Annotated in this window: 20 protein-coding genes; 11 read left to right on the top strand and 9 right to left on the bottom strand. The window is 56.5% G+C overall.

Translation table 11 applies throughout. The features are described from left to right. Positions 1 to 971: 971 nt before the first annotated feature. The 4 genes from ACDI13_RS09735 to ACDI13_RS09720 all read right to left on the bottom strand — a co-directional run bounded on the left by ACDI13_RS09735 (position 972) and on the right by ACDI13_RS09720 (position 8,065). A complete protein-coding gene (locus ACDI13_RS09735) occupies positions 972 to 3,884 on the bottom strand; it encodes an EAL domain-containing protein (RefSeq protein WP_316989366.1) in 2,913 nt (970 codons plus the stop codon). Positions 3,885 to 4,076: 192 nt separating this feature from the next. After that, positions 4,077 to 5,345, bottom strand: a complete 1,269-nt coding sequence (gene lysA / locus ACDI13_RS09730) for a diaminopimelate decarboxylase (protein WP_316989367.1) — start codon at positions 5,343 to 5,345, stop codon at positions 4,077 to 4,079. 41 nt (positions 5,346 to 5,386) lie between these two features. Further along, positions 5,387 to 5,521, bottom strand: a complete 135-nt coding sequence (locus ACDI13_RS09725; protein ID WP_316989368.1) for a lipoprotein — start codon at positions 5,519 to 5,521, stop codon at positions 5,387 to 5,389. A gap of 96 nt (positions 5,522 to 5,617) precedes the next feature. After that, positions 5,618 to 8,065 (bottom strand): PBP1A family penicillin-binding protein, encoded by a 2,448-nt coding sequence (locus ACDI13_RS09720; RefSeq protein WP_316989369.1) that lies wholly within the window; start codon positions 8,063 to 8,065, stop codon positions 5,618 to 5,620. Positions 8,066 to 8,184: 119 nt separating this feature from the next. On the opposite strand from ACDI13_RS09720, the gene ACDI13_RS09715 reads away from it, so the two are divergent. From ACDI13_RS09715 to ACDI13_RS09705, 3 genes are read left to right on the top strand one after another with little or no spacing between them, the layout of a single operon-like run. Next, positions 8,185 to 8,790: a shikimate kinase gene (locus ACDI13_RS09715; RefSeq protein WP_316989370.1), complete on the top strand. Its 606-nt coding sequence runs from the start codon at positions 8,185 to 8,187 to the stop codon at positions 8,788 to 8,790. Next, positions 8,791 to 9,879, top strand: coding sequence for a 3-dehydroquinate synthase (gene aroB, locus ACDI13_RS09710; protein WP_316989371.1), 1,089 nt, complete (start codon positions 8,791 to 8,793; stop codon positions 9,877 to 9,879). It begins immediately after the preceding gene. A gap of 5 nt (positions 9,880 to 9,884) precedes the next feature. Further along, a complete protein-coding gene (locus ACDI13_RS09705; RefSeq protein ID WP_316989372.1) occupies positions 9,885 to 11,009 on the top strand; it encodes a deoxyguanosinetriphosphate triphosphohydrolase in 1,125 nt (374 codons plus the stop codon). 17 nt (positions 11,010 to 11,026) lie between these two features. On the opposite strand, the gene uvrA is transcribed toward ACDI13_RS09705, so the two are convergent. After that, complete coding sequence (gene uvrA, locus ACDI13_RS09700; RefSeq protein ID WP_316989373.1) at positions 11,027 to 13,990, bottom strand: excinuclease ABC subunit UvrA; 2,964 nt, start codon at positions 13,988 to 13,990, stop codon at positions 11,027 to 11,029. 111 nt (positions 13,991 to 14,101) lie between these two features. Here uvrA and ACDI13_RS09695 point away from each other — a divergent pair, with 111 nt between their 5' ends. Together ACDI13_RS09695 and ssb are read left to right on the top strand one after the other, a co-directional pair. Further along, a complete protein-coding gene (locus tag ACDI13_RS09695) occupies positions 14,102 to 15,313 on the top strand; it encodes an MFS transporter (protein WP_022983677.1) in 1,212 nt (403 codons plus the stop codon). A gap of 259 nt (positions 15,314 to 15,572) precedes the next feature. Beyond that, entirely contained in the window at positions 15,573 to 16,088 is a 516-nt protein-coding gene (gene ssb / locus ACDI13_RS09690) for a single-stranded DNA-binding protein (RefSeq protein WP_372372416.1), read from the top strand. 123 nt (positions 16,089 to 16,211) lie between these two features. Here ssb and ACDI13_RS09685 read toward each other — a convergent pair whose 3' ends face one another. Together ACDI13_RS09685 and ACDI13_RS09680 are read right to left on the bottom strand one after the other, a co-directional pair. Further along, the gene (locus tag ACDI13_RS09685) at positions 16,212 to 17,438 is read right to left on the bottom strand and encodes an MFS transporter (RefSeq protein ID WP_316990780.1); all 1,227 of its coding nucleotides are present in this window, start codon (positions 17,436 to 17,438) and stop codon (positions 16,212 to 16,214) included. After that, positions 17,422 to 17,964, bottom strand: coding sequence for a Chromate resistance protein ChrB (locus tag ACDI13_RS09680; RefSeq protein WP_316990749.1), 543 nt, complete (start codon positions 17,962 to 17,964; stop codon positions 17,422 to 17,424). The genes ACDI13_RS09685 and ACDI13_RS09680 overlap by 17 nt, the downstream gene beginning before the upstream one ends. 527 nt (positions 17,965 to 18,491) lie before the next feature. On the opposite strand from ACDI13_RS09680, the gene ACDI13_RS09675 reads away from it, so the two are divergent. From ACDI13_RS09675 to ACDI13_RS09665, 3 genes are all read left to right on the top strand, one after another. Then, complete coding sequence (locus ACDI13_RS09675; RefSeq protein ID WP_316990750.1) at positions 18,492 to 19,040, top strand: ferritin-like domain-containing protein; 549 nt, start codon at positions 18,492 to 18,494, stop codon at positions 19,038 to 19,040. A 182-nt stretch (positions 19,041 to 19,222) separates the two neighbouring features. Continuing rightward, entirely contained in the window at positions 19,223 to 20,458 is a 1,236-nt protein-coding gene (locus ACDI13_RS09670; protein ID WP_316990751.1) for a multidrug effflux MFS transporter, read from the top strand. 68 nt (positions 20,459 to 20,526) lie between these two features. Next, the gene (locus ACDI13_RS09665; RefSeq protein ID WP_316990752.1) at positions 20,527 to 21,117 is read left to right on the top strand and encodes a TetR/AcrR family transcriptional regulator; all 591 of its coding nucleotides are present in this window, start codon (positions 20,527 to 20,529) and stop codon (positions 21,115 to 21,117) included. On the opposite strand, the gene ACDI13_RS09660 is transcribed toward ACDI13_RS09665, so the two are convergent. After that, positions 21,118 to 21,825, bottom strand: a complete 708-nt coding sequence (locus ACDI13_RS09660; RefSeq protein ID WP_316990753.1) for a GntR family transcriptional regulator — start codon at positions 21,823 to 21,825, stop codon at positions 21,118 to 21,120. A 95-nt stretch (positions 21,826 to 21,920) separates the two neighbouring features. Further along, complete coding sequence (locus ACDI13_RS09655) at positions 21,921 to 22,661, bottom strand: sulfite exporter TauE/SafE family protein (protein WP_316990754.1); 741 nt, start codon at positions 22,659 to 22,661, stop codon at positions 21,921 to 21,923. 169 nt (positions 22,662 to 22,830) lie between these two features. Between ACDI13_RS09655 and ACDI13_RS09650 the strand changes: the two genes are divergently transcribed. From ACDI13_RS09650 to ACDI13_RS09640, 3 genes are all read left to right on the top strand, one after another. Further along, the gene (locus ACDI13_RS09650) at positions 22,831 to 24,348 is read left to right on the top strand and encodes a hypothetical protein (protein ID WP_316990755.1); all 1,518 of its coding nucleotides are present in this window, start codon (positions 22,831 to 22,833) and stop codon (positions 24,346 to 24,348) included. An 11-nt stretch (positions 24,349 to 24,359) separates the two neighbouring features. After that, positions 24,360 to 25,826 carry a gamma-glutamyltransferase family protein gene (locus ACDI13_RS09645; protein ID WP_372372414.1) on the top strand — a complete coding sequence of 489 codons (1,467 nt, stop codon included), beginning with the start codon at positions 24,360 to 24,362 and terminating at the stop codon, positions 25,824 to 25,826. 123 nt (positions 25,827 to 25,949) lie between these two features. Beyond that, positions 25,950 to 26,684: an iron-containing redox enzyme family protein gene (locus tag ACDI13_RS09640; protein ID WP_316990757.1), complete on the top strand. Its 735-nt coding sequence runs from the start codon at positions 25,950 to 25,952 to the stop codon at positions 26,682 to 26,684. Positions 26,685 to 26,702: the final 18 nt, after the last annotated feature.

Genomic DNA, 26,702 nt, shown 5'->3' with positions numbered 1-26,702 from the left:
TCAGAATGCTTGGTTGAAAATGGAAAACCCGAGTTTGGCTGGATGCCGGACTCGGGTTTTTTGCCGCTGGAGCGTCCCAAGTCTCGGCACCCTCGACAACGAAGGGGCAGCAAGCCGAAGGCGTAGCGTGGGGGGGACCGCTATTTGCTTGTTTTTTTGGTGGATCTTGAAGGGTGTTTTCGGGGGTGGCACAAGCGCCGGAAGACGCCGCTGGTGTGCGGGTCAGGGTGTCGGGGCTTGAGCACTTGCCGGTGCTGCGCACCGGTACCCTTGTCGAAGTATGGCTACGGGCGCACCGTTAACTTGCCCGGTTGAGTGTCCCCCAGACACTCAACAAGCGTCGGGCGCGAACAGAACGGTGCTTGCATCCCTGCGCCATACTCCGCCCGCGGCAAGCTCTCTGAATCGCCACGACACCCTGACCCGCACACCAGCGGCTCATAGTGTTTACTTATGGCCCCTCTGACTTCAGAGTGGGTGAGTAGCAAGCGAACGATGGAAGGGAAAATTGCGCTTTTTTCTGTGTAGGGTGTGACCGGGCGCTGCTTGTTCCAAGATCGACTGGCTTAGCCTGTTGCAGAGTTAGAGTTAGAGTTAGAGTTAGAGTCAGAGTCAGAGCCCCAAAACAAAGCTAGCGTGGCGGCGGTATCTATTCCTTGAACCTGTTTCCAGCGTGACGCTTAGACATCGGTCTGTGTTTGGACAGGATTGCTCTCTGTATTAGGTGAGGCTACCTGGCCAGACTCAGGGCTGTGATGCGGTCGGGTGTTGGGGCTTGTTCTGACTGTGATGCGTATCTTGGCGTGGCTTGCTGTAGATAACGGGAAAGTGAGCTGACTATTGGGGCGACGATGGCGACAAAACCTTTGTAGCGCCCCTATGGCATCTGAGACGAGTGTGCGTCCGTTAGGTGGCGCAAGGCCTTGTCATGGGCCACCAGGGCCTGCTGTGGGCCTTGGGTGACTATCTATTTACATGGTTGGCGGGAATTTATCTTGCGACTCGATCAGGAACTGTTTGGCCGCGCTGTCGTGGACCAGGTCGGTGATGGCTTGGGCGTTGAGCAGCTCTGTTGGAGTGCAGGCTTTGGAGATAATGAAGCCTTGTACGTAGTCTACGCCCAGTTCTTGCAGGGCTTTCAGGGTGGGGACGTCTTCTACCCATTCGGCGATGCTGATCATGCCCAGGTTGTTGGCCAGTTCGACGATGGTGCGCACGATGGCAACGTTGGTCTCTTTTTTGAGCATGTCGCAGATGAGTGCGCCGTCGATTTTGATGGCGTCGGCGGGCAGTTCGCGCAGGTAGGAGAAGGACGTGTAGCCCGCCCCAAAATCGTCCAGGGCGATGCGTACGCCCATTTTCTGCAGGCGCCGCATGAAGTTGCGGGTGTGTTCCAGATCGTCCAGTGCCACGCCTTCGGTGATTTCAACGCATAATCGGCGGGCCAGGTGCTCGAAGCGGGCCAGAATGTCGAAGAGCCATTTGATGAAGGTGTCGTCGTTCAGGGACACACCGCTCAGGTTGATGGTGACCCACTGGGTCTTGCTTAGTTGGGCTTCGTGTTTGGACATCCACTCCAGAGTGGCGGAGAACACCCATTTGTCGATGATGGTGATGGTGCCGCTTTCTTCGGCCGCCGAAATGATGCGGCCGGTAGGGATGAGCTGGCCGGAGGAGTCGCGCACGCGTAGCAGGGCCTCGAAGTTCAGGCTGTCCATGGGGCGGCGCAAGGCGGCGATAGGTTGCATTTCCAGGTAGAGCGCGCGAGAAGACCCCCCTTCCAGCTCTTCAAACAGGCGTAACTCCTCGGCGTGTTCTTGTAGGGCGTTGGAGTCCTGTCCGTAGATGATCATGTCTTGATGCAGGCGTCGCGCGTCGCGGGAGGCTCGGCTGGCGGCGGAAATGGCTTCTTGTGGGGCCGTGCCGGGAGCGACTTCGACCAGCCCCAGTGTGCTGCGTAGGTTAAAGCTGCGGTTGCCAGCCAGGACTGGGTTTTTGTTCAGCGATTCCAGGACGTCATTGGCCAGAGCGCGGGCTTGGTCCGGTTCGCAGTCTTCAAAGATAATGACAAATTCATCGCTGCCGATGCGGCCGATCTTGTCCTTGCTGCGAAGAACGGATTCCAGTTGTTCGCAGACTTTAAGCAGCAGGGCATCGCCTGATGAGTGGCCAAACGTACCGTTCACATATTTGATGTGGTTCAGGTCCAGATAAGCCAATAGGCAGGGTTTGTCGTTCTGGCTGCGATTGAGCAGACCATCCAAGGCTTTTTCGATTCCTCGCTGGTTCAGGACGTTGGTGACCGGGTCGTTGTCGGCCATCAGGCGCAGTTGGCGGTAGGTTTCGGCGCGGGCGGTCACATCTTGCAGGGAGCCTTCAATACACTGATTGACAATGGCGACGCGCAGGGCGAATTGGCATGGTTGTGCATTCGCGTCGTAGTGGGTAATGGTGACATCCTGGCCGTCCTGGGTGCTTTGCGCGACGGCAGTCCAGTCTTGCTCGGGGAAGAAGTCCGTCCAGTAAATGGGACTTTCGCTGGGGTCTGCTTCTATGCGGAGCATGCGGCTCAACATGGGGCTGATGCGCAAAAAAACACCGGACTCGTTCAGGGTGAACATGCCGACAGGGGTGACAAGGTAGTGCGCCATCAGCTCGTTACGGGCGCGTAGGGATTCGCTGCGATCCTCTCGCAAGCGTTCGCCGACAGCGAGGGCCACCATCAGGTTAGAGAGCAGGAAGGCGATGACGCCGTTAAAGTTCTCCACAAAGCTGGAACGACCAAACGTCACCAGAAAGACGGATGAAATGAGCATGCACAGGGCCATGCTCAGCAGTACCAGTTGCCACAGCAAGATGCGCGAGCGGGTATGCAAGAGAACGGATAGCAGCACGGCCGAGACGCAGCACAGCGCGTAGATGGTGCTGATCCACATGAGGGGCTGGAACACTGAGGCTGGGGCGAGCAGGGATACGGGCAGCAGGATCAAGCCCAGTATGCCGACCGTGGGTAGCAAGCGTTGCAGACGGGCGGTGGTGATGGAGTTGCCCAGCAAGACGGTGAACAGGGAATAGCTCAGGATGAAGTAGCAGGCGATGGTGACCTGGCGCAGTATGGGCATGTACTGGGAGGGCAGGATCTGGCCTAGCCATTGGGTATCCCAACCCATGGCCATCGAACCCAGGCGCAGATTGCCAATCAGCCAGACAGACAGCAGCAGGTAAATCCAGGCGCGGTTGGTCGCAGCCAGCACCAGCATGAACATGGCCATGGTCAGCAAGCCGCCTTCCAGCAGCCCTATGCCACGGCTAAAGTGAATCGAAGAGTTGGTGACGTCAGAGCTGGCCCAGAGCTGGGCTTGCAGCAAGGTGGGACGTGAGGTCTGGACACGACACAGAACGGTGGTGGTGTGGCTTGTCTGGTCCAGTTCCAGGGTGTAGCTTTTGACCGGGGTCGGTGATAGGGCAGCAGGTGGGGACAGCTCGCTATTGCGTAGAGTCTGGCCACTACGGGCATCTTCACAGTGCAGCGAGGAAATCGGGGAAGCAGGAAAGTGCAGGACTTGCTCTTGCTCAGGCAAGGGGGCTGGCAGGGTTAACAGCAGCCAATGGGGCTTGCTCAGGTGTAGCCGTTGCTGGGACGGTGCATTTTCCAATTGCGTCAATAACTCTGGATCCGCATGCTCTTGTTGGCTGGCCAGTGCTTGAATACCTAAATTTTGACCGGGAACGCTAGGGTAGCGATTGGGCAGAAACAACAATACCCATAAAGTGAGCATGATCAGAAACAAAGGGATGACGTACAGACTTAAGCCGCGAATCAAGCGTTCGCTAGCCGATGTAATGGGCTCAAAGCTGTGGGTCGGTATCCCTGGGGTGGTCATGATGGTGGTACAGCCTCCAGCGCTTACCATCGAACTGTCTGGCCACTGACAGCGAAATCTGTGCTTGTCCGGCTAGGACGCAACAGGCCGGGATTGCACCTGCTGTTGGCAGTGCAGTCCCGGCCTGTTTTACGGTCAGATTCGAGAGTTCTTTAAGGCTGAATTGTTGCTGTCCGCATTCTTGCCCCGGCTTTAGGGGAGCAATCGTTCGCTGGCAAACAAACTCTCCAGCGTTTCGCGGGGGCGGATCACATGGACTTGATCCCCATCGACCAGAATTTCAGCCGCACGGGGGCGGGTGTTGTACTGGCTGGCCATGGTAAAGGCGTAGGCACCGGCAGACATAATGGCGATCAGATCAGCTTGTTGCAGCGCCAGTTGGCGGTCACGGGCCAGCCAGTCGCCGCTTTCGCAGATAGGGCCAACCAGATCGTAATGGGGGGTGTCCTTGCCGACGGGACGAGGGTCTACCGCTTCCACGCTGTGCCATGCATCGTACAGGGTGGGGCGGATCAAGTCGTTCATGGCGGCATCAATAATGGCGAAGTTCTTGGTCTCGCCATGCTTGAGGTATTCCACGCGGCTTAGCAGCACCCCGGCATTGCCTACCATAGAGCGACCGGGCTCCAGCACGATCTCCAGATGGCCCAGGCCGTTCTTGTCCAAAGCGGCAAAGACTTCGGTCAGCAGTTGGGTGGGGGTAACCAAGGTTTCGTCGGTATAGCGAATGCCCAGACCACCGCCCAAATCCAGATGAATCAGGTTCACGCCTTGCTCTTTCAGAGCCAGGATCAGCTTGATCAGCTTGTCCAGTGCATCCAGATAGGGGCTGACTTCGGTAATCTGCGAGCCGATATGACAGTCCACACCCACAATGTCCAGGCTGGGCAGTTCTTGGGCGCGTGCGTAGATGCGGGGCGCTTGATCAATGGGCACGCCGAACTTGTTGTCTTTTAGACCAGTGGAAATATAGGGATGGGTGCGGGCATCCACGTCCGGATTCACGCGCAAGGAAACAGGCGCTTTCACATTCATGCGTTCTGCAACCTGGGCAATGCGTTCCAGCTCGCTTTCGGATTCGATGTTAAAACACTTTACGCCTGCTTTCAGGGCTGCTTCGATTTCCCAAACCTGTTTCCCAACACCGGAGAACACCACTTTACCTGGGTCGCCACCCGCAGCAATGACACGGGCCAGCTCTCCGCCCGAGACGATATCAAAGCCGGTGCCCAGGCGGGCAAATTCTTGCAGAATGGCCAGATTGGAGTTGGCTTTCATGCCATAGCACACCAACAACTTGCGGCCCTGGCCGGCTACTCGATAGGACTCCCAGGCGTCGCGCAAGGCTTGGCGGGAATACACATACAGAGGGGTGCCGAATTCTTCAGCCAGCTTGTTCAGGGGAACTTGCTCGGCGTGCAGCGTGTTGTTCTGAAATTGGAAGTGAGGTGCAACGGTCATGGTGTCGTCAAATAACAGAGGTTAAGCGAGCAGGGCGGAAATCAGCGTGGCGCTGTTTGGGCGTCCGCCGCTTCCTGCGCAGGAGGGTGATACAAGGGGCCTTTGTAGCCGCAAGCGCCAAGAAAAACGCTAAGTGTCAGCAAGGCCAGCAGGCGGGAAGAACGTCGTTTGTTCATAAGGTATTAAGCGAGTGCGGACAATGCAGAACATTATGCCATTGTGAAGGGCAAAGCATAAAAAACGCCGGCTGTGCCGGCGTTCAGATAATGGAGCTAGAAGGGGACAAAGGGTTGTGTTTCAGCGCCCGAGGAGCCGGAGTCAGCATCCAGTTGCCGCAGCAGGTCGCCAATCCCATCGTTTTGATCGCCACCGCCCTGTTGCAGGAAACCGTCACCCGGAGCGGGTAGACCAACACGGGCAATGGCCTGTCCGGGCGGGAACTCGTCAAAGTAGAAGTCCCCATTGATGCGCGACAGTCCAGAAGGCATAGGACCGGGAGGTACGATGGGCTTGTCCTTGAGTGCAGTGCGCATGTAGTTGATCCAGATAGGCATGGAGGCACCACCGCCGGTTTCACCCGAACCCAGGCTGCGAGGTTTGTCAAAGCCCATCCAGGCAATACCGACCAGATCGGGCGTGTAACCGGCAAACCAAGCGTCATGAGAGTCGTTGGTGGTGCCCGTTTTGCCGCCAATGTCTGTTCGCTTCAAGGTGCGCGAGGAACGGGCACCGGTACCGGAAGTCGCCACCCCACGTAACAAGTCGTTCATGACGTAAGCGGTGCGGGTGTCGATGGCGCGTGCAGCGGCATCACCTGCCACAATGGGTTTGGCGCGCATGATGACTTTATTGGTGCTGTCGGTGACGTAGTCGATCAGGTAGGGCTCGGTACGGTAACCGCCATTGGCAAAGACTGAGTAGGCACCCGCCATTTGCAGGGGGGTCACGCTACCTGCACCCAGAGCCAGTGGCAGAACCGCAGGCTGGCGGGCCTTGTCGAAACCAAAGCGAGCCACATAATCTTGTACGTACTTGGGGCCGACGGCCTGCATGATACGGATGGATACCATGTTTCTGGATTTGTACAAACCTTGACGCATGGTCAGCATGGGTTCGTACCTGCGTCCGTAGTTTTTGGGCGTCCAGGGTTTGGAGCCGGTCTGGGCGGCAGTCAGAACAAAGGGTTCGTCCGAAATCTGGGTAGCAGGGGTCAAGCCGCGTTCCAGCGAAGAGGCGTAGATGAAGGGCTTGAAGGCCGAACCGGGTTGACGCCAGGCCTGGGTGACACGGTTGAACTTTCCGTCTGAAAAGTGAAAGCCGCCTACCATGGCTTGAATAGCGCCGTCTTGCGGGCGTACCGACACAAAAGCGGCTTGCACCGCAGGCATATTGATTACTTCCCAGTAATCGTCATTGCGGAACAGATAGACGACTGAACCACGCTGAATACGTACGTCTGCTTTGGCATTTTTTACCAGTCCGCGAGCAACGATCTTCAAGGCGCGCTTGTCGTTGACATCAATCACTTGCTGGGCGGTACGGGCAACGCGAATTTGGTTTGGGCTGGCGTCCAGCACCACACCCGTCAGCAGGTCGCCCGTATCGGGGTACTTGTCCTGCAAGTCGTCCAGAATGGCATCCAATTGAGCGTGGTCGTTTTCAATATCAGCGGGCAGATCCACCTGGCCTTGGGGGCCGGTGTAAGGTGCTCGGCGGGTGTAATCCAGAATACCGTTGCGCACGGCCAGGTAAGCCGCTTCCTGGTCGGCGGACTTGATCGTTGTGTAGATATTGAAACCGCGCGAGTACACATTGTCCTGGTAGACACCGTACAGTAGCTGGCGAGCCAGCTCAGCCGCGTATTCACCGTGGATGGCATAGCCACCGGCGGGGGTACCCAAGGCCGATTTCACAACGATTTCCTGTGCCAGGGCGTCTTGGTACTCTTGCTCAGTGATGTAGCCCAGTGAGCGCATGCGGCCCAGCACGTAGGCTTGACGGGTTTTGGCACGCTCGAAGTTGGCAATCGGGTTAAAGCGCGAGGGTGCTTTGGGAATGCCGGCCAGCATGGCAGCTTCTGCCGTTGTGATCTCGCCTAGCGGCTTGCCCAGATAGGTTCGCGACGCGGCTGCAAAACCATACGCACGGTGGCCCAGATAAATCTGGTTCATGTACAGGTCCAGAATCTGGTTCTTGGACAGTGTCGCTTCAATCTTGAAGGTCAGCAATAGTTCGTAGAACTTGCGGGTATAGGTCTTTTCTGATGACAGGTAGAAGTTACGCGCTACCTGCATGGTGATCGTACTGGCCCCTTGTGTCTTGGACATGTGGGTCATATTGGCCAGGGCAGCGCGGCCCACACCCATCCAGTCAATACCGCCGTGCTGGTAGAAACGGTCATCCTCGGCCGCCAGAATGGCCGATTTCATGACGTCGGGGATTTCGTCGAAACGCAGTACATTGCGGCGTTCTTCACCAAATTCACCGATCAGCACCTTGTCTGCCGTGTAAATACGCAGCGGCACCCGTGGGCGATAGTCGATCATGGCGCTGAGATCGGGAAGGTTGGGCCAGGCTAAGGCCAGCGCCAGTGATCCGAGCAGGGCGGCACACAGACCAAGCCCCACAAAAAAGACCGAGGTCTTGATGATGAGGCGGGCAAGCCAGGAACCGGAGCGTTGCTCGGGCTTAGAATTGGGGGAGCGGGAAGAAGAACTCATTAGGGCTGATTTTAAAGTCCAAACGCAGCAGGACTAGGCCTCAAACCAAGTATCAATGTAACAAAATAATACTAAGCAAGCGGACTGTGCTTAGGGAAGGCTAATGGGATAATACACAAATGAACCACTCTTTACCCGCCGAGCTGATGCCTGTAGAACATCCTGATCCCTTATCAGACGCCGAGCTGCTCCATTTACAACAAACTGGCCCACGTCCCATTATTTTGGTGGGCATGATGGGAGCCGGTAAAACGACCATTGGCCGTCAATTGGCGCGGGAACTCAAGCGCGAGTTTATGGACCTGGACCACGAGCTGGAAGCCCGTAGCGGCGTGCGAGTGTCCACGATCTTTGAGTTCGAAGGCGAGCAAGGGTTCCGCAAACGCGAATCGGCGGTGCTCGATATTTGCTCGCGCCAGAGCGGTATTGTGCTGGCAACGGGAGGCGGGGCTATTTTGTCCGAGGCCAATCGCCAGATCATCAAAGATCGCGGTATCGTAGTGTACTTGTGCGCCACCGTAGACGAGCTGTACCGTCGTGTGGCCCGAGACCGTAACCGACCGCTGCTGCAAACAGCGGACCCACGCGCCCGCATCCAGGAACTGTTGCAAGCGCGCGAACCCCTCTATGAAGAAGTGGCTGATGTTCGCTTTGAAACTGGCTCGGCGCCAGTTCATCATGCGGTGCGCCATTTATTGTCCCAGTTGAAAGAACGAGGTTGCTAAATGTCTGTAGTGCATGTTGACACCCAGGGTGGCACTTACTCCATCCATATTGCCGCCGGGCGTCTGGCGCAGCTTGCAGATACGGTGCCAGCCGATACCTCTGCCATTGCGATTGTCACCAATCCTACGGTGGCGGCTTTGTACCTGGCGCCTGTGCAGCAAGCCCTGGCTGCAACAGGCAAACCCGTCCATGTGATCGAGCTGCCCGATGGCGAGGCCTACAAGAACTGGGAGTCTCTGAACCTGATTTTTGATGCGTTGCTGGGTCGCCACCTGGATCGCAAGGCCTTGATCGTGGCCTTGGGCGGTGGCGTGATTGGCGATATGGCCGGCTTTGCGGCAGCTTGTTTCATGCGTGGTGTGCGTTTTGTACAAGTGCCAACAACTTTGTTGGCGCAGGTAGACTCCTCAGTGGGGGGCAAAACGGCCATCAACCACCCGCTCGGCAAGAATATGGTGGGAGCGTTCTACCAACCCATCGCCGTGGAGGTGGATACGGATGTACTCAAGACCCTGCCTGCCCGCGAAATCTCCGCTGGTCTGGCGGAAGTGATCAAATACGGCATGATCTACGATCTGGATTTCTTCACGTGGTGTGAGGAACAGGTTGACCCCATGCGTACGCTGGAACAAGAACAAATCGTCTATGCGATTCGTCGCTCCTGCGAGGTCAAAGCCGAAGTCGTTTCCCAGGACGAACGCGAGTCTGGACTGCGTGCTATTTTGAATTTTGGCCACACGTTTGGCCATGCGATTGAGTCTGGCATGGGCTACGGCCAATGGCTGCATGGCGAAGCCGTGGGTTGCGGCATGGTGATGGCTGCTGAGCTGTCCGCTCTGGTTTGCGGCTTGCCGGCTCAGGATGTCGCTCGCATCAAAGCCCTGGTGCAAGCTAGCGGATGCCCGATCACGCCACCACAATGGCCTGCAGACCGCTGGCTGGAATTGATGCAGGTGGACAAGAAAAATGAAGGTGGCCAGTTGCGCTTTGTGCTGCTGGATCAATTAGGCCATGCCAAGGTGCAGGCGGTTGCGCCTGATGTCGTGCGCCAGGCATTGGCCCGCTTTACAACAGTGGAACAGGAGTAAAACCGATGCAAATGCTTGCCGCTTATGCCTGTCACCCTGAACAGTCCCGCGGTCGGCGTTATGCAGAGGCGGCACCCCAAGGCCGTAACGCTTTCCAGCGGGACCGCGACCGAATTATTCACTGCAATGCCTTTCGCTTGTTGGAGTACAAGACCCAGGTTTTCATTAACCACGAAGGTGATTTATTCCGAACACGATTGACGCATAGTCTGGAAGTGGCCCAACTGGCGCGGGCCATTGCCCGCAATCTGGGCTTGCACGAAGACCTTATCGAAGCCATCTCCCTGGCCCATGATCTGGGCCACACCCCTTTTGGTCATGCAGGCCAGGACACCTTGAATAGCTGCATGCAAAGCCTGCGTCCCGAGGCCGGGGGCTTTGAACACAATCTGCAAAGCTTGCGGGTGGTGGACGAGCTGGAAGAACGCTATGCCGCTTTCAATGGCCTGAACCTGTGCTTTGAAACCCGCGAGGGGATTTTGAAGCATTGTTCGCTGAAGCATGCGCGTGAATTGGGCGAGGTCGGCCAGCGTTTTATTGATCGCACCCAGCCGTCGCTGGAAGCCCAAATGGCCAATCTGGCTGATGAAATTGCTTACAACAATCACGATATTGACGACGGCCTGCGCTCCGGCCTGATTCGCTTGGAGCAGTTGCTGGAGCTACGTCTGTTCCGTGCGCATTACGAGCATGTGCAGACCCAGTATCCAGGTTTGAGTGGTCAGCGGCTGGTCGCTGAGATCATCCGCGGCATGATCAATACCTTGGTGGTGGATTTAACAGAAACTACACGTGCCAAGCTGGAAGAGCATCGTCCTGATAGCGTGGATGCGATCCGGAATCTGCCGCGCCTGGCCGGTTTTTCGCCAGAGCTGCGCGCCCAGGCGGATGAGCTGAAACGCTTTTTGCACGCCAACCTGTATCGTCACTACAAAGTGGTGCGCATGATGAACAAGGCACAAAATATTGTGCGTGAACTGTTCCACGCTTTTCTGGACGATCCGCGCCTGCTGGCGGCGGAGCATCGTCGTGAAGACCCGATTGCTCAGGCCCGTGCCATTGCCGATTATATTGCCGGCATGACGGACCGCCATGCTATTCGCGAGCACGACGCTATTTTCAAGATGTAGGTTGTGCAGGCTTTGCTTTAACGCTGCAGCAAAGGCTTCAAATAATGCCCGGTATGGCTTTGTTCACAGGCAGCCACCGTTTCCGGGGTGCCTTGCACCACGATCTGCCCACCGCCCTGGCCGCCTTCCGGCCCCATGTCCACAATCCAGTCTGCGGTTTTGATCACATCCAGATTGTGCTCGATCACGACCACGCTGTTGCCGGACTCAACCAGCTTGTCCAACACTTCCAGCAGAACAGCAATGTCCTGAAAGTGCAGACCAGTTGTCGGTTCGTCCAGCACGTACAGCGTCTGGCCGGTGCTGCGTTTGGACAGCTCCAGTGATAATTTCACCCGCTGCGCTTCACCACCAGACAGGGTGGTCGCGCTTTGACCCAGGCGGATGTAGGACAGACCTACATCAATCAAGGTGGTCAGTTTGCGCGCAACCGCAGGGACCGCATCAAAGTACTCTAGTGCCTGCTCAACCGTCAGATCCAGCACTTCGCTGATATTGCGGCCCCGGTAGCGAATATCCAGCGTCTCGCGGTTGTAGCGGCGGCCTTGGCAGACATCACACGGTACGTACACGTCCGGCAGGAAGTGCATCTCTACCTTGACCACGCCGTCGCCCTGGCAGGCTTCGCAGCGGCCGCCCTTGACGTTAAAGGAGAAGCGACCTGGGTCGTAGCCACGCAAACGCGCCTCGGGCACGCTGGCGAACAGCTCACGAATAGCAGTGAACATGCCCGTGTAGGTGGCCGGATTACTGCGCGGGGTACGACCAATCGGGGTTTGATCGACGTTGATGATCTTGTCGAAATGCTCCAGCCCTTCCATGCGCTCGTAGGGCGCCGGTTCGGCGTGGGCACGGTGCAGCAAATGCGAGAAGGCGGTTGCCAGCGTGTCGTTGATCAGCGTGGACTTGCCTGAACCGGACACGCCTGTAATGCAGACCAGCCGCCCAGCCGGAATCGCCAAATCAACAGACTTCAGGTTATTGCCGCTGGCACCGTACAGACGCAGCCAGTTCAGGCTGTCATTCACCTGGCGACGCTTGGGGATGGCAATCTGGCGCTTGCCGGACAGGTACTGGCCGGTCAGAGATTCGGGGTTCTGGGCCAGTTCGGCGGGTGAACCTTGAGCGGTAATTTGACCGCCATGTTCGCCAGCGCCGGGGCCCATGTCGATGACATAGTCGGCGGTGCGTATCATGTCTTCGTCGTGCTCGACCACAATCACGCTATTGCCCAGATCCCGTAGGTGTTGCAGGGTCTGGATCAGCTTGTCGTTATCGCGCTGGTGCAGGCCAATGGAGGGCTCGTCCAGAACATACATCACGCCGGTCAGACCGGAGCCGATCTGGCTGGCCAGACGAATACGCTGTGCCTCGCCACCGGAAATGGTGTCGGCGCTGCGGTCCAGAGACAGATAGTTCAGACCCACATTGTTCAGAAATTCCAGCCGCAGCCGGATTTCACGCACGATGCGGTCGGCAATTTCTTTTTTCGCGCCTGTTAGTGACAGACGCTCGAACCAGGCCAGGCAGTCAGACAGAGCCAGGGCTTCGACTTCATAAATGGCCAGACCCTTGGCTTGTCCCTGAGTTGTGGAGCTGGTTTGCGTGCACTGTGCAGCATTGTCAGACAGCGTGTCGACATGGATGGCTGCTGGGTTGGCAGACGCGGTGCCTGCATGATGCTTGCACCCTGCATGGCTGGGAACGGGATCGTCCCCAATGCGGACGTGACGCGCCTCCAGACGCAGACGTGCGCCATGGCAGGCCGGGCAGGTCTGGGTGCGACGCAGCTTGTTCAGTTCCTCGCGCACGGCGCTGGAATCGGTTTCCGCCCAGCGACGCTGCAGATTCGGAATCACCCCTTCAAATGGGTGCGTTTTTACCGTGGTGCGGCCCTTCTCATTCAAATAGAGAAAGGGAATTTCCTCCGCGCCGGAGCCATACAGCACGGTGCGGCGCAGTTCTTCGGGTAGAGACTCGAAGGGAGCCTCTATATCAAAGTGATAATGAGCCGCCAGACTGGTCAGCAAGGTGTAGGTAAAGGCATTGCGTCGGTCCCAGCCCGCAATGGCACCGCCCGCCAGACTCAGTTCCGGGAAGGCCACCACGCGTTCGGGATCAAATACATCTACTTGCCCCAGGCCACTACAGTCCGGGCAGGCACCTGCCGGATTGTTGAAGCTGAACAGGCGTGGCTCCAGCTCGGGCAGGGAATAGTCACAGACCGGGCAGGCGTAGTGGCTGGAATAGGGCTGCTCCACTCCATTGTCCAGATTGACCACCAGACAACGGCCATTGCTGGTGGACAGGGCGGTTTCCAGGCTTTCTGCCAGACGTTGCTGGCTATCGGGCCGGATACGCAGCCGGTCTATCACCAGGTCCAGATCGTGCGCCTGCTGGGCATCAAGCGCAGGCAGATCTTCAATACTGGAAATTTCGCCGTCTACCCGTACCCGCACAAAGCCCTGGGCTTGCAGGCCACGCAGCTCCAGTTGCAGATCACCCACCAGACCGCGATGCATGGGAGCCAGTACGGCAATGCGGGTTTCAGGCTCCCATTGCAGAATCTGGTCTACCATCTGGCTCACGCTATGAGCTTGCAGGGCCAAGTGGTGTTCCGGACAGTAAGGAGTGCCGACGCGCGCGTACAATAGACGCAAATAATCGTGGATTTCAGTAGTGGTTCCCACGGTGGAACGCGGGTTATGGCCTGCTGCCTTTTGCTCGATGGCGATGGCAGGCGACAAACCTTCGATCAAGTCCACATCTGGCTTGTCCATCAGTTGCAAAAACTGACGTGCATAAGCGGACAGGCTTTCCACATAGCGCCGCTGGCCCTCGGCATACAAAGTGTCGAAGGCAAGAGAGGATTTCCCAGAACCGGACAGCCCCGTCAGCACGACCAACTGGTGGCGTGGCAGGTCTACGGAGACATTTTTCAGGTTGTGGGTACGGGCACCACGAATGCGGATGGCTTCCATCGCTTTATTTAGGCTTGTCAAAAGGCAACTTGCTACTATAGCGCGTTGCGTCAGAATTTATGTGAACGGGTATCCGGGCTCTCTGCTAGCCCAGTTGTGACAGAGTATTAAATGAGTACACACCAAACCATGAATACGGCCGGATCGCGCCCAGCGCGCCTGAGTCTGACTCAGCAAGAGCGCAAGGCCAGCATCCTGCTTGCCCTGTTGTTTGCCTGTCGAATGCTGGGTCTGTTTTTGCTGACCCCGGTCTTTGCGGTTGCAGCCCATTCCCTGCCCGGCGGTAACGACGCCGCCCGAGTGGGTCTGGCATTGGGTGCCTATGGTCTGACACAGGCTGTCTTGCAGATTCCCTTGGGGATGGCATCGGACCGTTTTGGACGCAGGCCGATTATCGTCATCGGCATGGCCTTGTTCGTGATCGGTGGGGTGATCTCCGCGCTGGCCCAGAATATTGACTGGGTGACGGTAGGCCGCTGTATTCAAGGTCTGGGGGCGGTGTCAGCAGCCATTTCCGCCTGGGTAGCCGACTCCACTCGCCCCGAAGTACGTACACGCGCCATGGCCATGGTGGGCGGCTCGATTGGTCTGTCTTTTGCCGTATCGCTGGTGCTCTCGCCAGTGCTGGTGGGGCAATTTGGTTTGTCGGGACTGTTCTGGGCTATCAGCTTGCTGGGCTTTGTCTGCTTGTTGATTGCCGCTTTTGTCGTGCCCAGCGCGCCTAAAGCACCAGCCTCGATTGTGCAGGTTACCGCCGGACAGGTGTTGCGTCATTTGGACTTGCTGCGCCTGAACTTTGGCGTGTTCTGTCTGCACTTTATCTTGATGTCTCTGTTCATTGTGGTGCCGGGCATTCTGGCTACCTTGGGGGGCTACGGCACTCAGGATTTGTGGAAGGTGTACCTGCCCGTTATCCTGGTTTCCTTTGTGCTGATGGTGCCAGCGGTGTTCTGGACAGAGACCCGCAAGCGTCACAAGCATGCGCTGGAACTGTCTGTGTTGCTGCTGATTGTGGTGCTGGCCGTGATGCCATGGGCGCGCGATTCGCTGGTTCCCATGGTGGCCGCGCTGACCTTTTTCTTTATCGGCTTTAATGTGCTGGAAGCCTTGCAGCCTTCTTTGGTGTCGCGTGTGGCGCCACCAGAATACAAAGGTTTGGCGCTGGGTTTTTACAACACCTCCCAGTCCCTGGGCGTGTTTGCTGGCGGCCTGATCGGCGGCATCCTGGCAGGGCGAGGGCTCACCCAATGGGTCTTGTGGACCGGCGCAGCCCTGGCTTTGCTCTGGTTGCTGACAGCGCGTGGTTTCAAGGATAAATACTAGAAAGCATCGCCTGTTACGCTTGTGCAAAGACGTGGCAGGCAGCAACACGTAAAGTGGCCGGATTGGCCTCAAGAATCAAGAGCTGAGCGTAACTGGCGACACTGCCAGGTGCTTAGCCAGATACGCTGTTCAAGGTGCCGTAACGGGATCGTTTGCATGGACAAAACGGCCCTTCCTGGAGTGGGGAGGGAGTGTTAATTACGGCACGAATCCACGATAATACGGCTTGATATTGAATTTTTGACTACAGGATTTTTTCATGGCATCGGTAAATAAAGTCATTCTGGTGGGCAATCTTGGCCGCGACCCAGAAGTACGCTACAGCGCAGAAGGCTCGGCCATCTGCAATATTTCCATTGCCACGACTTCGCAGTGGAAAGACCGTACCTCCGGCGAGCGCCGCGAGGAAACGGAATGGCACCGTGTGGTGTTCTACAACCGTCTGGCTGAAATCGCGGGTGAATACCTGCGCAAAGGCCGTCCTGTCTATGTAGAAGGTCGTTTGCGCACCCGTAAGTGGACGGGCCAGGACGGGCAGGAGCGTTTCACCACGGAAATCATCGCCGAGCAAATGCAAATGCTGGGTGGTCGCGACGGTGGTGGTGATATGGGCGGTGGCAGCATGGGCGGTAGCGAATACGGTGGCGGCGCACCCGCACCGCAACGTGCTCAGCGTCCCGCGCCTCAGCAGCAACAGCAGCAACAACAGGCTCCGCGTAATACCGCTCCTGTGTCGGATAATCTGGCCGATATGGATGACGATATTCCGTTCTAATTCCGAGCCAGTCAAAGCTCAAAGGCCCTTGCCAGTACCGTGCTGGCAAGGGCCTTTTTGTCGGGTCTCGAAACAAGTCAATGGCCAATAGTGACCTGTCGCCTGAGAGACTCAGGCCGTGGCTTAGAACGCTCCTTGGGCTGAACGTCGTAGTATGACCAAACCCACGCCAGTCAAAAGCGCAAACAGTGCGCCAGCGGCAAAGGTGCCTTGAAAGCCGATGGTGTCCCAGAGCACACCAGCAATAACACTGGCCAGTAGCAAGGCGATGCCGGTTAGCAGATGGAACAGACCAAAGGCGGTGCCACGCAGTTCGGCGGGGGCGTTGTCGGCAATCAGAACGCTGAACAGACCTTGGGTAAAGCCCATATGCAGGCCCCACAAGGCAACGCCCAGGCCCAGACCCATCAAGCCGGGGACGAAGGCCAGCACCAGATCGGCAGCAATCAGCAGGGTCACGCCGATCAGGAGCAGGTCGGTTTTACGCATGCGATCCGACAGTACCCCTGCAGGGTACGCAGACAGGGAAAAGGCCAGCCCCATGACAACCAGGACGGCAGGGGCCCACATGGGCGGCAAGCCGCTGGCTTCTGCGCGTAGAAGAAGGAAGGCTTCGCTGAAACGGGCCAGGGTAAAGGCCAGGCCAATGGCCACAACCCACCAATAGCGGGCACCCAAACGGCTTAAGTCTGCCCGATTCAGGGGGAGTGTGCGGGGGCGGGTGTTGGCGGGTAATTTAGGCTCGCGCACAAAAAACACCAGAATGGCGATGGCGGCAAAGGCAGGCAACACGGCAACCCAGAAGATCAACTGGTAATTATTGGCTGTCCACCACATCAGCCCAATTGCCAGCAGGGGGCCAACAAAGGCGCCAATGGTATCCAGTGTTTGCCGCAAGCCGTAGGCCGCGCCACGCGATTCGGAGGCAGTGACATCGGCGATCAGGGCGTCACGGGGGGCACCGCGTATGCCTTTGCCGATGCGGTCTACAAAGCGGGCACCGACCAGCCAGTCCAATGAGTTCGCCAGAGGAAAAATGGGTTTGGTCAGGGCCGCCAGCCCATAGCCAATGACGGCCAACAGTTTGCGCTTTCCAAAACGGTCGCTGATCGCTCCGGAAAACACCTTCATGATGGAAGCGGTGGCTTCGGCAATCCCTTCAATAAAGCCCACCGCAAGCACGGAGGTGCCTAGTACAGTGACCATATAAATGGGCAGCAGGGCGTGGATCAGCTCCGATGAAATGTCCATGAACATGGACACGAAGCCCAGTGCCCAGACGCTGCGGTGAATTTTGGCTCGTGGCACGTCGGCAGCCGGTGTGAACGCCGGATTAGCGGTTTTCTTCATGAGCGTCGTAGACCATTTGGGCGTACTCATCCAGCCGTGCCTTGCAGTCTTGCAGGCGCTCTTGAGCGACCTGTGCCAGGGGGGCGCCGTAAAAATCCAGTTTCTGAATTTTCTCGAACCAGTTCTCCAGTTTTTTCAGATCGGTCTCTTCCTCGTCCAGCTCGGCGTAGGTGAACTTCTGGATCGAAATCTCCTTGGCGATTTCGACTTCAAAATCCTTACAGCGGCCCAGCAGCTCCTGGTACTGCTCGTTGCGGTCGTCTGTGAAACGGGTAATCACTTTGTCTTCCTGGGCCTTGTCTAATGCAATGGTTTCCAGCAGGACGCATTCGCCTTCCATGGTGGCGATATCGTTTTCCAATACCTTCAGGCGGCGTACATGCTCGTCCGTTTTGGGCAGCACGCATACCCCGTTTTGTAAATACACTGCGCCCAGGGCTTTCAGGCGTCGCCATAGGGCGAGTCGTTTTGCACTGGGTTCAGAGGGGACCTTATAGGTCAGAAGTAGCCAACTGATTGAAGTCATTGTTCTGATTGGAAGTAACGATCGTTTCATATTATCTGAAATTATATGTGCTTTAGAGGGGAGGTGATAAATAAAAAAATGTGTCGATACTGGATTGAGACAGACCGTTGACAGTGCCGATCCTGTATCCAAGTGTTTGAGCTTGTATCTCTGCTTGAGGAGGAGCGCGGCCGTTTCTATTGGGGAAAACCAGTAATGAATTTCGCTTCTAGCCTGCATGGATGGTGATTTTGAGCAACTCTCACGCGGTCTGGTTTTTAGTTGCTTCTTGTCGAACGACCTGCCGTTTTGCCATTGGAGGAGGCAGTTGGGCGCTTTCCAAGCCAAGGGGCAATCGTTACCATGAAAAGCACCTATTCACTTTGTTCAGTTTCTTGCACGATCGGTCTCGACCACCCGCAGCGTGCAGACTTCAAACCCAGGTTTAGGGCAGGCACTTGTTGGTTATGGAGTCCGTGTGTTCGTTTCCGGTTGTTGCGCGATACTGCGCCGCGCTGTCGCGGTGGGAATCAATACGGAGGAATGCAATGAGTAAGCAGAAAGCTGTCAAACCAAGCCAAGGTCCTATCGATGTTGCTGCTATCCGCGCGGCTGCCAAGAAATTTGTGGACGATGGTGCGGTGGCATCTGGCTACAAGGGCAATCGTGAAGAGATCATTCAAATGCTTAATGAAGCTCTGGCCACGGAGCTAGTCTGTGTGATGCGCTACAAGCGCCACTACTTCACCGCTACCGGCTTGAACAATGAGCCTATCAAAGCCGAGTTTCTGGAGCATGCCCAGCAAGAGGCCGAGCATGCCGACCGTATTGCTGAACGTATTGTGCAGTTGAACGGCGAGCCGGACTTCAATCCTAAAAACCTGGCCCAACGCAGTCATGCGGAATATGACGATAACAGCGACATCAAATCCATGATTCGCGCTAACCTGATTGCCGAGCGTATTGCCATTGAGTCCTATCGCCAGATGATCGAACGTATTGGCGACACAGATCCAACCACTCGCCAGATGCTGGTTGAAATCATGGCTGTAGAGGAAGAGCATGCTGACGACATGGGCGACTTGTTGGACATCTAAGTTTTAGCGGTGCAGGTGTTTAGAAACCCTGGATTTTCCGGGGTTTTTTTTCGCCCAAATCCTGAAAAGTAGTACAGTCACAAATTACCTACCTAACGGTAGGTAATTTTAGTGGGAATTGTGATAGATGGGGGTGTAAGCGTGTTTGAGTTTTTGTTTTTCCGCACAGTAGGGAGCGCACTATGAGCGATTTGTCCCGTACCAGGAGCCTGACATGGTCCTTGATCTTGCTGCTGGCCATGTTGACGGCATTGGATGCGATGGCAATTGATATGTATTTGCCGGGTATGCCAGCCATTGCGCAGGAGCTGGGCGTGTCCTCGGGCCGGATTCAGCAGACTCTGTCTATCTTTCTGGCGGGCCTGGCGTTGGGGCAAGGCATGTATGGCCCTTTGCTGGATCGCTTTGGGCGTCGTGCTCCCTTGCTGTTGGGCGTAGTAATCTTTGTGATCGGTTCGATCTTGGGTGCTCTGGCCACATCGGTTGAGGCTTTGCTTGTTGCGCGTTTTATCCAGGCCTTGGGGGCGGCGGCAGGCTTGGTCACACCGCGTGCCATTGTGGCGGACTTGTGCGATGTAAAAGAGTCGGCAAGCATCTTTTCCCTGTTGATGCAGGTGATGATGATTGCACCGATTGTGGCTCCCATTCTGGGTGCCTATCTATTGAGCCATGCAGATTGGCGTGCCATCTTCTGGATGCTGGCTGCATTAGGGATGATCGGGCTGCTTTGGGGGCTGAAGGCCATACCGGACTCTTTGCCCGTGACGCAGCGTGTGCCTTTGAACCCCGGCCATATTATTCGCGCCTATGGACGCGAACTGGGCAATAAGCCGTTCATGGCGTATACCGGCTCCGGTGGCTTTGCACTGGCTGCCTTGTTTGTCTATATCAGTGGCTCGGCTTTTGTATTTACGCAATATTTTGCTTTATCGCCTGCTGTGTTCAGCTACGTCTTTGCCGGTAACTCGGTGGCGTTGGTCCTGGGTGGGGTTGTCAGCAATTACGTGTTGAAGGCCGGGATGCCCACCTCTCGGGTGCTGGCTCTAGGACTGATTGTCCATACGGTGTCGGCCTGGCTCTTGTATATGGCCGTGCAAGCAAACGCGGCTGGCCTGATTCTGTATGCTGCCTTGATTGCCGTTTCGGTCGGCTCTTTAGGGATGGTTTTTGGCAATGTGACGGCCTTGACCATGGATGTGGCTGGCCCGCAGGCGGGGACGGCGGCGGCCTTGATGGGCATGTTCCACTACCTGATTTCGGCTGTGGTAGGTTACATCGTCAGTCTGGCTGTGCCTGGGCCGCAGGTTTTGCCCTTGGCGATTGGCGGCTGCGGTCTGCTGTCGGTTCTGTTGTATGTTCTGGCGGGCCGTTGCCGTTCGGTAGCAAGATCGGTTGGGGGACTGGGGGCTGTAAAATAAGTATTTGCAGCGGGCCGCGAAAGCGGCCCTGATCATTGGCCTTTTTGACACTGAGAGCGTGTTGGACTGTGAGCAAAACCACAACTGAAAAACTACAGGATGCCGCATTGGCGCGCTTTGCTGTGCAGGGCTTTGATGCCACCACCATGAACGAGATCGCGGCGGATGTGGGTATTAAAAAACCCTCGGTCTATGCCCATTTCCGTAACAAGGATGAGCTGTTTCTGAGCCTGATTCCAAAGATTGTGGACGATGAACTGAACCATGCTCGTCAGGTTCTGCAAGGAGGCGATGGCATTGAGCTGCAGTTGCGAACCTATCTGGAAGGGATACAGGAACGCTTTGAGCAGTCGCCTCAAGTGCGCTTCTGGATTCGCAGCCTATTTGCTCCGCCCGTGCATCTGTACGATGTGGTGATGAAACCCATGCATGTGTTCATGGATGATCTGGAAGGCATCATCTATCAGGCCATGGTGCAGTCTGACCTGGCCAAACCCGAGACGGGTTTACGTGTAGATACCTTGGCCATGACTTACATGGCCTTGATTGACAGTCTGCAAAGCGAGCTGTTGTTTGGTGGAGCGCACAAGTACCAGCGGCGTCTGGCATCGGTTTGGATGGTCTTTGAGGCAGCCTTGAGAGCGGGCCGCCCTGCCTGATCAGGCTTTTTCGCCGTTTTGGGCATCCTGATAAGCCTTGGCCGCATTGTGTACGTGCTGGGTCGCCAGCAGGTTGGCCAGATCACTGTTACCGGCCACAACTGCGTTCAGGATTTGGGCGTGATCTTCCCAGTTCTGACGGATGCGCTGCAGATTGCTGGGCGCAAAGAGCAGCGCGGTGCGATCACGCAGGGAGCGCATCAACTCGGTCAGGACGATATTGCCTGACATGGTGGCCAGGGTTTCATGAAATTGCCGGTTCAGGGATTTGAGCAAATCCAGATTGCCGGCATCCATGGCCTCATGTCCCTGAGTCAGGATGGATTGTAGTTTCTCAATATTGGCCGGATCTTGGCGTTGGGCGGCCAACTTGGCATTAAGCCCCTCAAGGGTGGCACGCACTTCAGCCATGTTGTAGGCAATCTCGGCCGATAGCACCGCGACCGAGGCACCACGGCGTGGCTCAATCGTAACCAGCCCTTCGGAGGCCAGCTCGCGCAGGGCTTCCCGAACTGGGATGCGCGAGACACCCAGTTCGCTTGCCAGTTTGCCCTCCACCAGGCGGTCACCCGGATGGAATTCACCACTCAGAATACGCTCGCGCAATTGGTCGCGTATCACCGCAAACAAGGAGGCATGCTGATCACCCAAGCGGCGCTTATCCGCATCGATAAGGGAGTTGGGAAGATTGAAACTGGGGATATTCATGGTACGACCTGTGCAATCGGGCAAAAGGGCCAGACATGATTATACGGTGTAGGCGCACTTTACTGAATATGGTATACAGTTTGGTGGCTAAGTGTTTACTGCCACAGTGTGCGTGCAATCAAGACCAGGGCACTGATGCAACAGATACCCAATAGCAGCCTGCGCATTAATGGCAGACTGACTTTATGACGTAATTGCCCTGATAGAGCAAAACCCAGCAACATGAACGGGTAGAGCACGATGCTGAGCATGGCTTGCTGCAAGGAGAACAGGTTAACCAGAATCAGCAATATCAACGACAGACTCGCGCCCAGAAAGAGAATAAGGCCGAGTGACGCACGTAGCTGTGCAGGCGCCAGATTCTGCATGGCAATTGCCAAGGCAGGAGCGCCAACCGAGGTTAGGGTGCCCATGATGCCCGATGCTATGCCAGCCAGAATCATGTTGCGTTTGGAGGGCAATATTCGTAGACCCCAGGCGCTGAGAGCGACTGCGCCCAGAATGGCAAATGCAAAACCCAGATTGACGGCGGCTATCGGTAGTTGCGTCATGCCCAAGACAGCGATAAGCGAGCCTGTGGCCCTCCCGCCCAGTGCGCAGACCACGACATTAGGCACGATATGTTGACGCTCTCGCAGGGCCGCCAGTAAAGAGACGCTACCGCCCAAGGCCAGCAGCGGCCCGGGTACTAGCTGTGGGAAGATCAGGGCGGCAATGGGTGCCACCAGCATGGCAAATCCAATCCCGCCCACCCCTTGTAAAAACGCGGCCAAAACCACCAGACAGGCCATCAGCAGCCAGGATAGCGGGTCCACGAGGTCGATTAAAGCCGCCATAACAATCCTTTTATTTGTATAAGGTATTCAATCTAAGTGTTTCAAACATAAAATCCTTAGAGTTTTCCCCAGTTTTTGATAAATTTTTCTGATAGATAACAATAATTGAAGATAGTATACCGTTTAAGGTGTGCTTAATATTCAGAAAAAGAGAAGGAAAGGGGGACACATGCAAAGCGACGTGGTGCTCGGTGCGGCGCACTGGGCTTATTTGATCAGCGTTCTGGTGATCATCATTACGATGATTTTCCGGGCCAACGTGGTGGTGCCATCCGTCATTGGGACTTTGGCGGTCGTCACGGCCATAACGGGCAGCCCTATCCAGGGCTTAATCAGTATTTTTTCGGCCAGCTTTGTGGCGGCGCAGGAGTTGTTCAATATTTTCCTGGTCATCACGTTCATGACGGCCTTGCTGAACTCGTTAAAGAGGTTGGAGGCCGATGTAAAGATGGTGGCTCCCTTCCGTAAGGTCATGGTCAATAGTGCATCGTCCTTTCTGATGATTGCCGCGGCCACTTACTTTATTTCCCTGTTCTTCTGGCCGACACCCGCCGTGCCTCTGGTGTCGGCCATTTTGCTGCCAGCGGCTATTGCGGCTGGTTTGCCTCCCCTGGTCGGAGCGATGGCGATCGCGATCTGTGGGCAGGGCATGGCGCTATCGTCGGACTACATCATTGGGGTGGCTCCGGGTATCAGCGCCAAGGCGGCGGGTGTCGGTGCGGATGTTGCTGTGCTGGCCGATCGTGCGCTGGTGCTTTCCTGGATTACAGGTGGCGTTGCGTTGACGTTGACGTTTTTACTGATGCGTCGCTATTTCAAACCGGCTGATAGCCGTTTGCTGGATGCCTGGATGCGCCAGGCGCCGGACAGCACCCTGGATGAAGTGGAAACCCAAGGTACCTATGACAAGGCAGAGATTGCCCGTGGTACGGCGGGTAATGAGCACACGGTGCACTCCGGCTTAAGCGCCAAGGAAGAGCGGTATTCACGCATTCTGGCCTGGATCACACCACTGGCGTTTCTGGCGGTGATTGGCATCATGCTGCTGCCCCGCTTCATTCCGTCCCTACCTGTTCTGCGCGGTGGAGATGCCGCCGGTCTGGTTGGGGGCGTCGCCTTTGTGTTGATGATGATTGCCACCTGTATGGCTGAAGGTCCGCGGCGCATGCTGGATACCTGCCCGGATCACATGACTGATGGTTTTGTATTCGCGTTTCGTGCCATGGGTTCGGTATTGCCCATCGCCGGCTTCTTCTTCCTAGGCGCCAGTGAAGCAACGTCTGCCATTTTGGGCACCCCACTGGAACAAACACCCAGCCTTCTGTTTGAGTTGATTTCAGCCGGCCAGCACCTGATTCCGGACAATCATTTTCTGGTGGCGTTTGGGGTTCTGTTGGTGGGCATGATCTCGGGCATTGATGGCTCGGGTTTTTCGGGTCTGCCTCTGACAGGCACCCTGGCGTCAGCCTTGAGTCCCGTGTCGGGCCTGGACATCGAAACCTTGGCAGCAGTGGGGCAGATTGGTGCGATCTGGACCGGCGGTGGCACCCTGATTGCCTGGTCTTCATTGATTGCGGTGGCGGGTTTTGCTCGGGTGCATGTGCTTGATCTGGTGCGGGCCTTGACGGTACCGGTACTGACCGGGATGGCTATCTCGACAATCTGTGCCGTACTGGTGTTTGGATAAGCGGTATGGGAATGACAGCGTATAGCGCAGGTGAAAAACAGGGCCTGGGGAAACAGTGGGCCGTCGCTGCCGGACACCCTTTGGCGGTGCGGGCCGCGCAGGCCATGCTGGAGCTCAAAGGCAGTGCGGTGGATGCGGCCATTGCTGCCGATGCTGTCATGGGTGTCGTTGAGCCCATGGCAACGGGTATAGGCGGCGACTTGTTGGCGATGGTTGCACAGCCAGGCAGCGCCCCGCTGGCTTATAACGGTAGTGGTGCGGCCCCCTTGCTGTTGCGCGCGGACCATGTTCAGGCTTTGCCTGGGGCGAGGATTCCAGAGCGTCACGTGTTGTCCATCACGACACCTGGTTTGGTACGGGGTTGGTGGGATATGCACCAGCGTTACGGTCGTCTGGATTGGGCTCGTTTGTTTCAGCCCGCCATCCAGGCAGCACAGGAAGGGTTTGCGGTAGCGTCAGTGGCGGCGCGTGAATGGCAAATCTTCGATTTTGTGTTGCATCGTGATCCTGTGTGTGCCGCCCTTTATAGGGCGGGCAAGCCGCCCAAGGCAGGGGAGCGGTATCTGAATCCGGAATTAGCGGCTGTCTTGCAGGACATCGCTACGCAAGGCCCCGATGCTTTCTATCTGGGACGCCCCGCGCAGCAGGCTGAACAAGCAATGGAGCTGGCACAGGGGCTGTTGCGGGCTGAGGACTTTCGTCGGCATAAAGGATTCTTTTGTGAGCCCGTCAGCGCATCACTGGGCGAGTTCAGTCTGTATGAATGTCCGCCCAATACACATGGAGTGGCTGTGTTGGACGCGATTCAAAGCGCCTGGAACCGATCGCCGGATGATGATGAGGCTGAATTGGCATTGATCCAGGCGACTGAAGCGGCAATGGCTCATGCCGCTCAGGTCGTGTGTGATCCGGCAGGCAATACGGTTTGCACGGTTGTGGTGGACGAGGACGGGTTGGCCGTCACGTTCATGTCCAGCATTTTCAAACGGTTCGGCTCCGGTTATGCCGTGCCTGGCTGTGGGTTTGTACTGCAAAACCGAGGCTTTGGTTTCTCCGAGCCTGGGCATGTGAATGGCCCTGGGCCGGGAAAACGTCCGTATCACACGGTTGTCCCGTCTCTGGCCATGAAGTCCGGCAAGTTTCATATGGGATTGGGCGTGGTGGGTGGCTTGATGCAACCCCAGGGCCAGATACAGATATGGACTCGTGTCTTGCGCGATGGCTGGCCGTTGGATAAGGCCTTGTTTGAACCGCGCTGGCGCTTGGAAGGGGCGGGACGATTGGCGCTGGAAGATGGTTTTGATGCAAACCGTAGGACTTTTTTGCGTGAGTATGGGTATGCGTCGCCCGACCAGGGGGTAGGCGAGCTGGCTGGCCGCAGCGATTTTGGCGGGGCCCAAGCGGTCGAGCGCCTGGCGGATGGCCGCTTGAAAGCTGTGTCCGATCCGCGTAAGGATGGGTGTGTGGCGTTGGTTTGACCAATAGGCAGGGTTATTCCCTACTTTCTAAAATAGCAGACGGTATACAATATACATAAATAGTCCAAACTTCATATTTCGTCGGCTGCTGTCAGGGCGACGTCTTTCAACAAGGAAACAGTCATGGAAAAACTGCTGAATCGCGATGAATTTCGCACCGCATTGGAAACCGCCATTAAAGGGAAAAGCGCCAATACTTCCCCTTTCAGCATTGCCTGGGCCAGCGGCAAATTAAGTCGGGAGCATCTGGCCCGCTGGGCGGAAAACCATTACCACTACGTTGGCCCTTTTGCCGATTACCTGGCTTATCTGTATGCCCGCACGCCCGCCCAGTACGTGGAGGCCAAAGATTTCTTGCTGGCCAATATGTACGAAGAGGAAATTGGCGGTGATCGCCATACCGATTTGCTGATCCGCTTTGGCGAAGCCTGCGGTACGACACGGGCGCGCATTGAAGATCCCGACAATATGAATGCCACCACCCGTGCCTTGCAAGCTTGGTGTTACGCCATTGCCATGCGTGAAGATCCGGTCGTCGCGGTGGCAGGGCTGGTGGTGGGCCTGGAATCCCAAGTGCCATCTATCTACCGCAAGCAGACACCAACTTTGCGTGAAAAATACGGCTTCACGGACGAAGAAGTGGAGTTTTTCGACCTGCACATTGTGTCGGACGAAATCCACGGCGAGCGTGGTTATCAGATCGTGCTCGAGCACGCCAATACCGTGGAACTGCAGCAGCGTTGCTTGCGTATTTGCGAAATTGGTGCCGAGATGCGTCTACTGTATACCACCTCCCTGTACAACGATTACGTCAAAGACGAGATCAGTCTGCAAGAACTGCAGTTGGAAGCAGCCTAAGCCAGAAAGCCAGGCGGG

This window comes from Alcaligenes faecalis (assembly GCF_041521385.1).
GTDB lineage: Bacteria > Pseudomonadota > Gammaproteobacteria > Burkholderiales > Burkholderiaceae_B > Alcaligenes > Alcaligenes faecalis_E.
The sequence above is the reverse complement of the archived record's forward strand: the minus strand, read 5'-3'. Positions and strand labels throughout refer to the sequence as shown.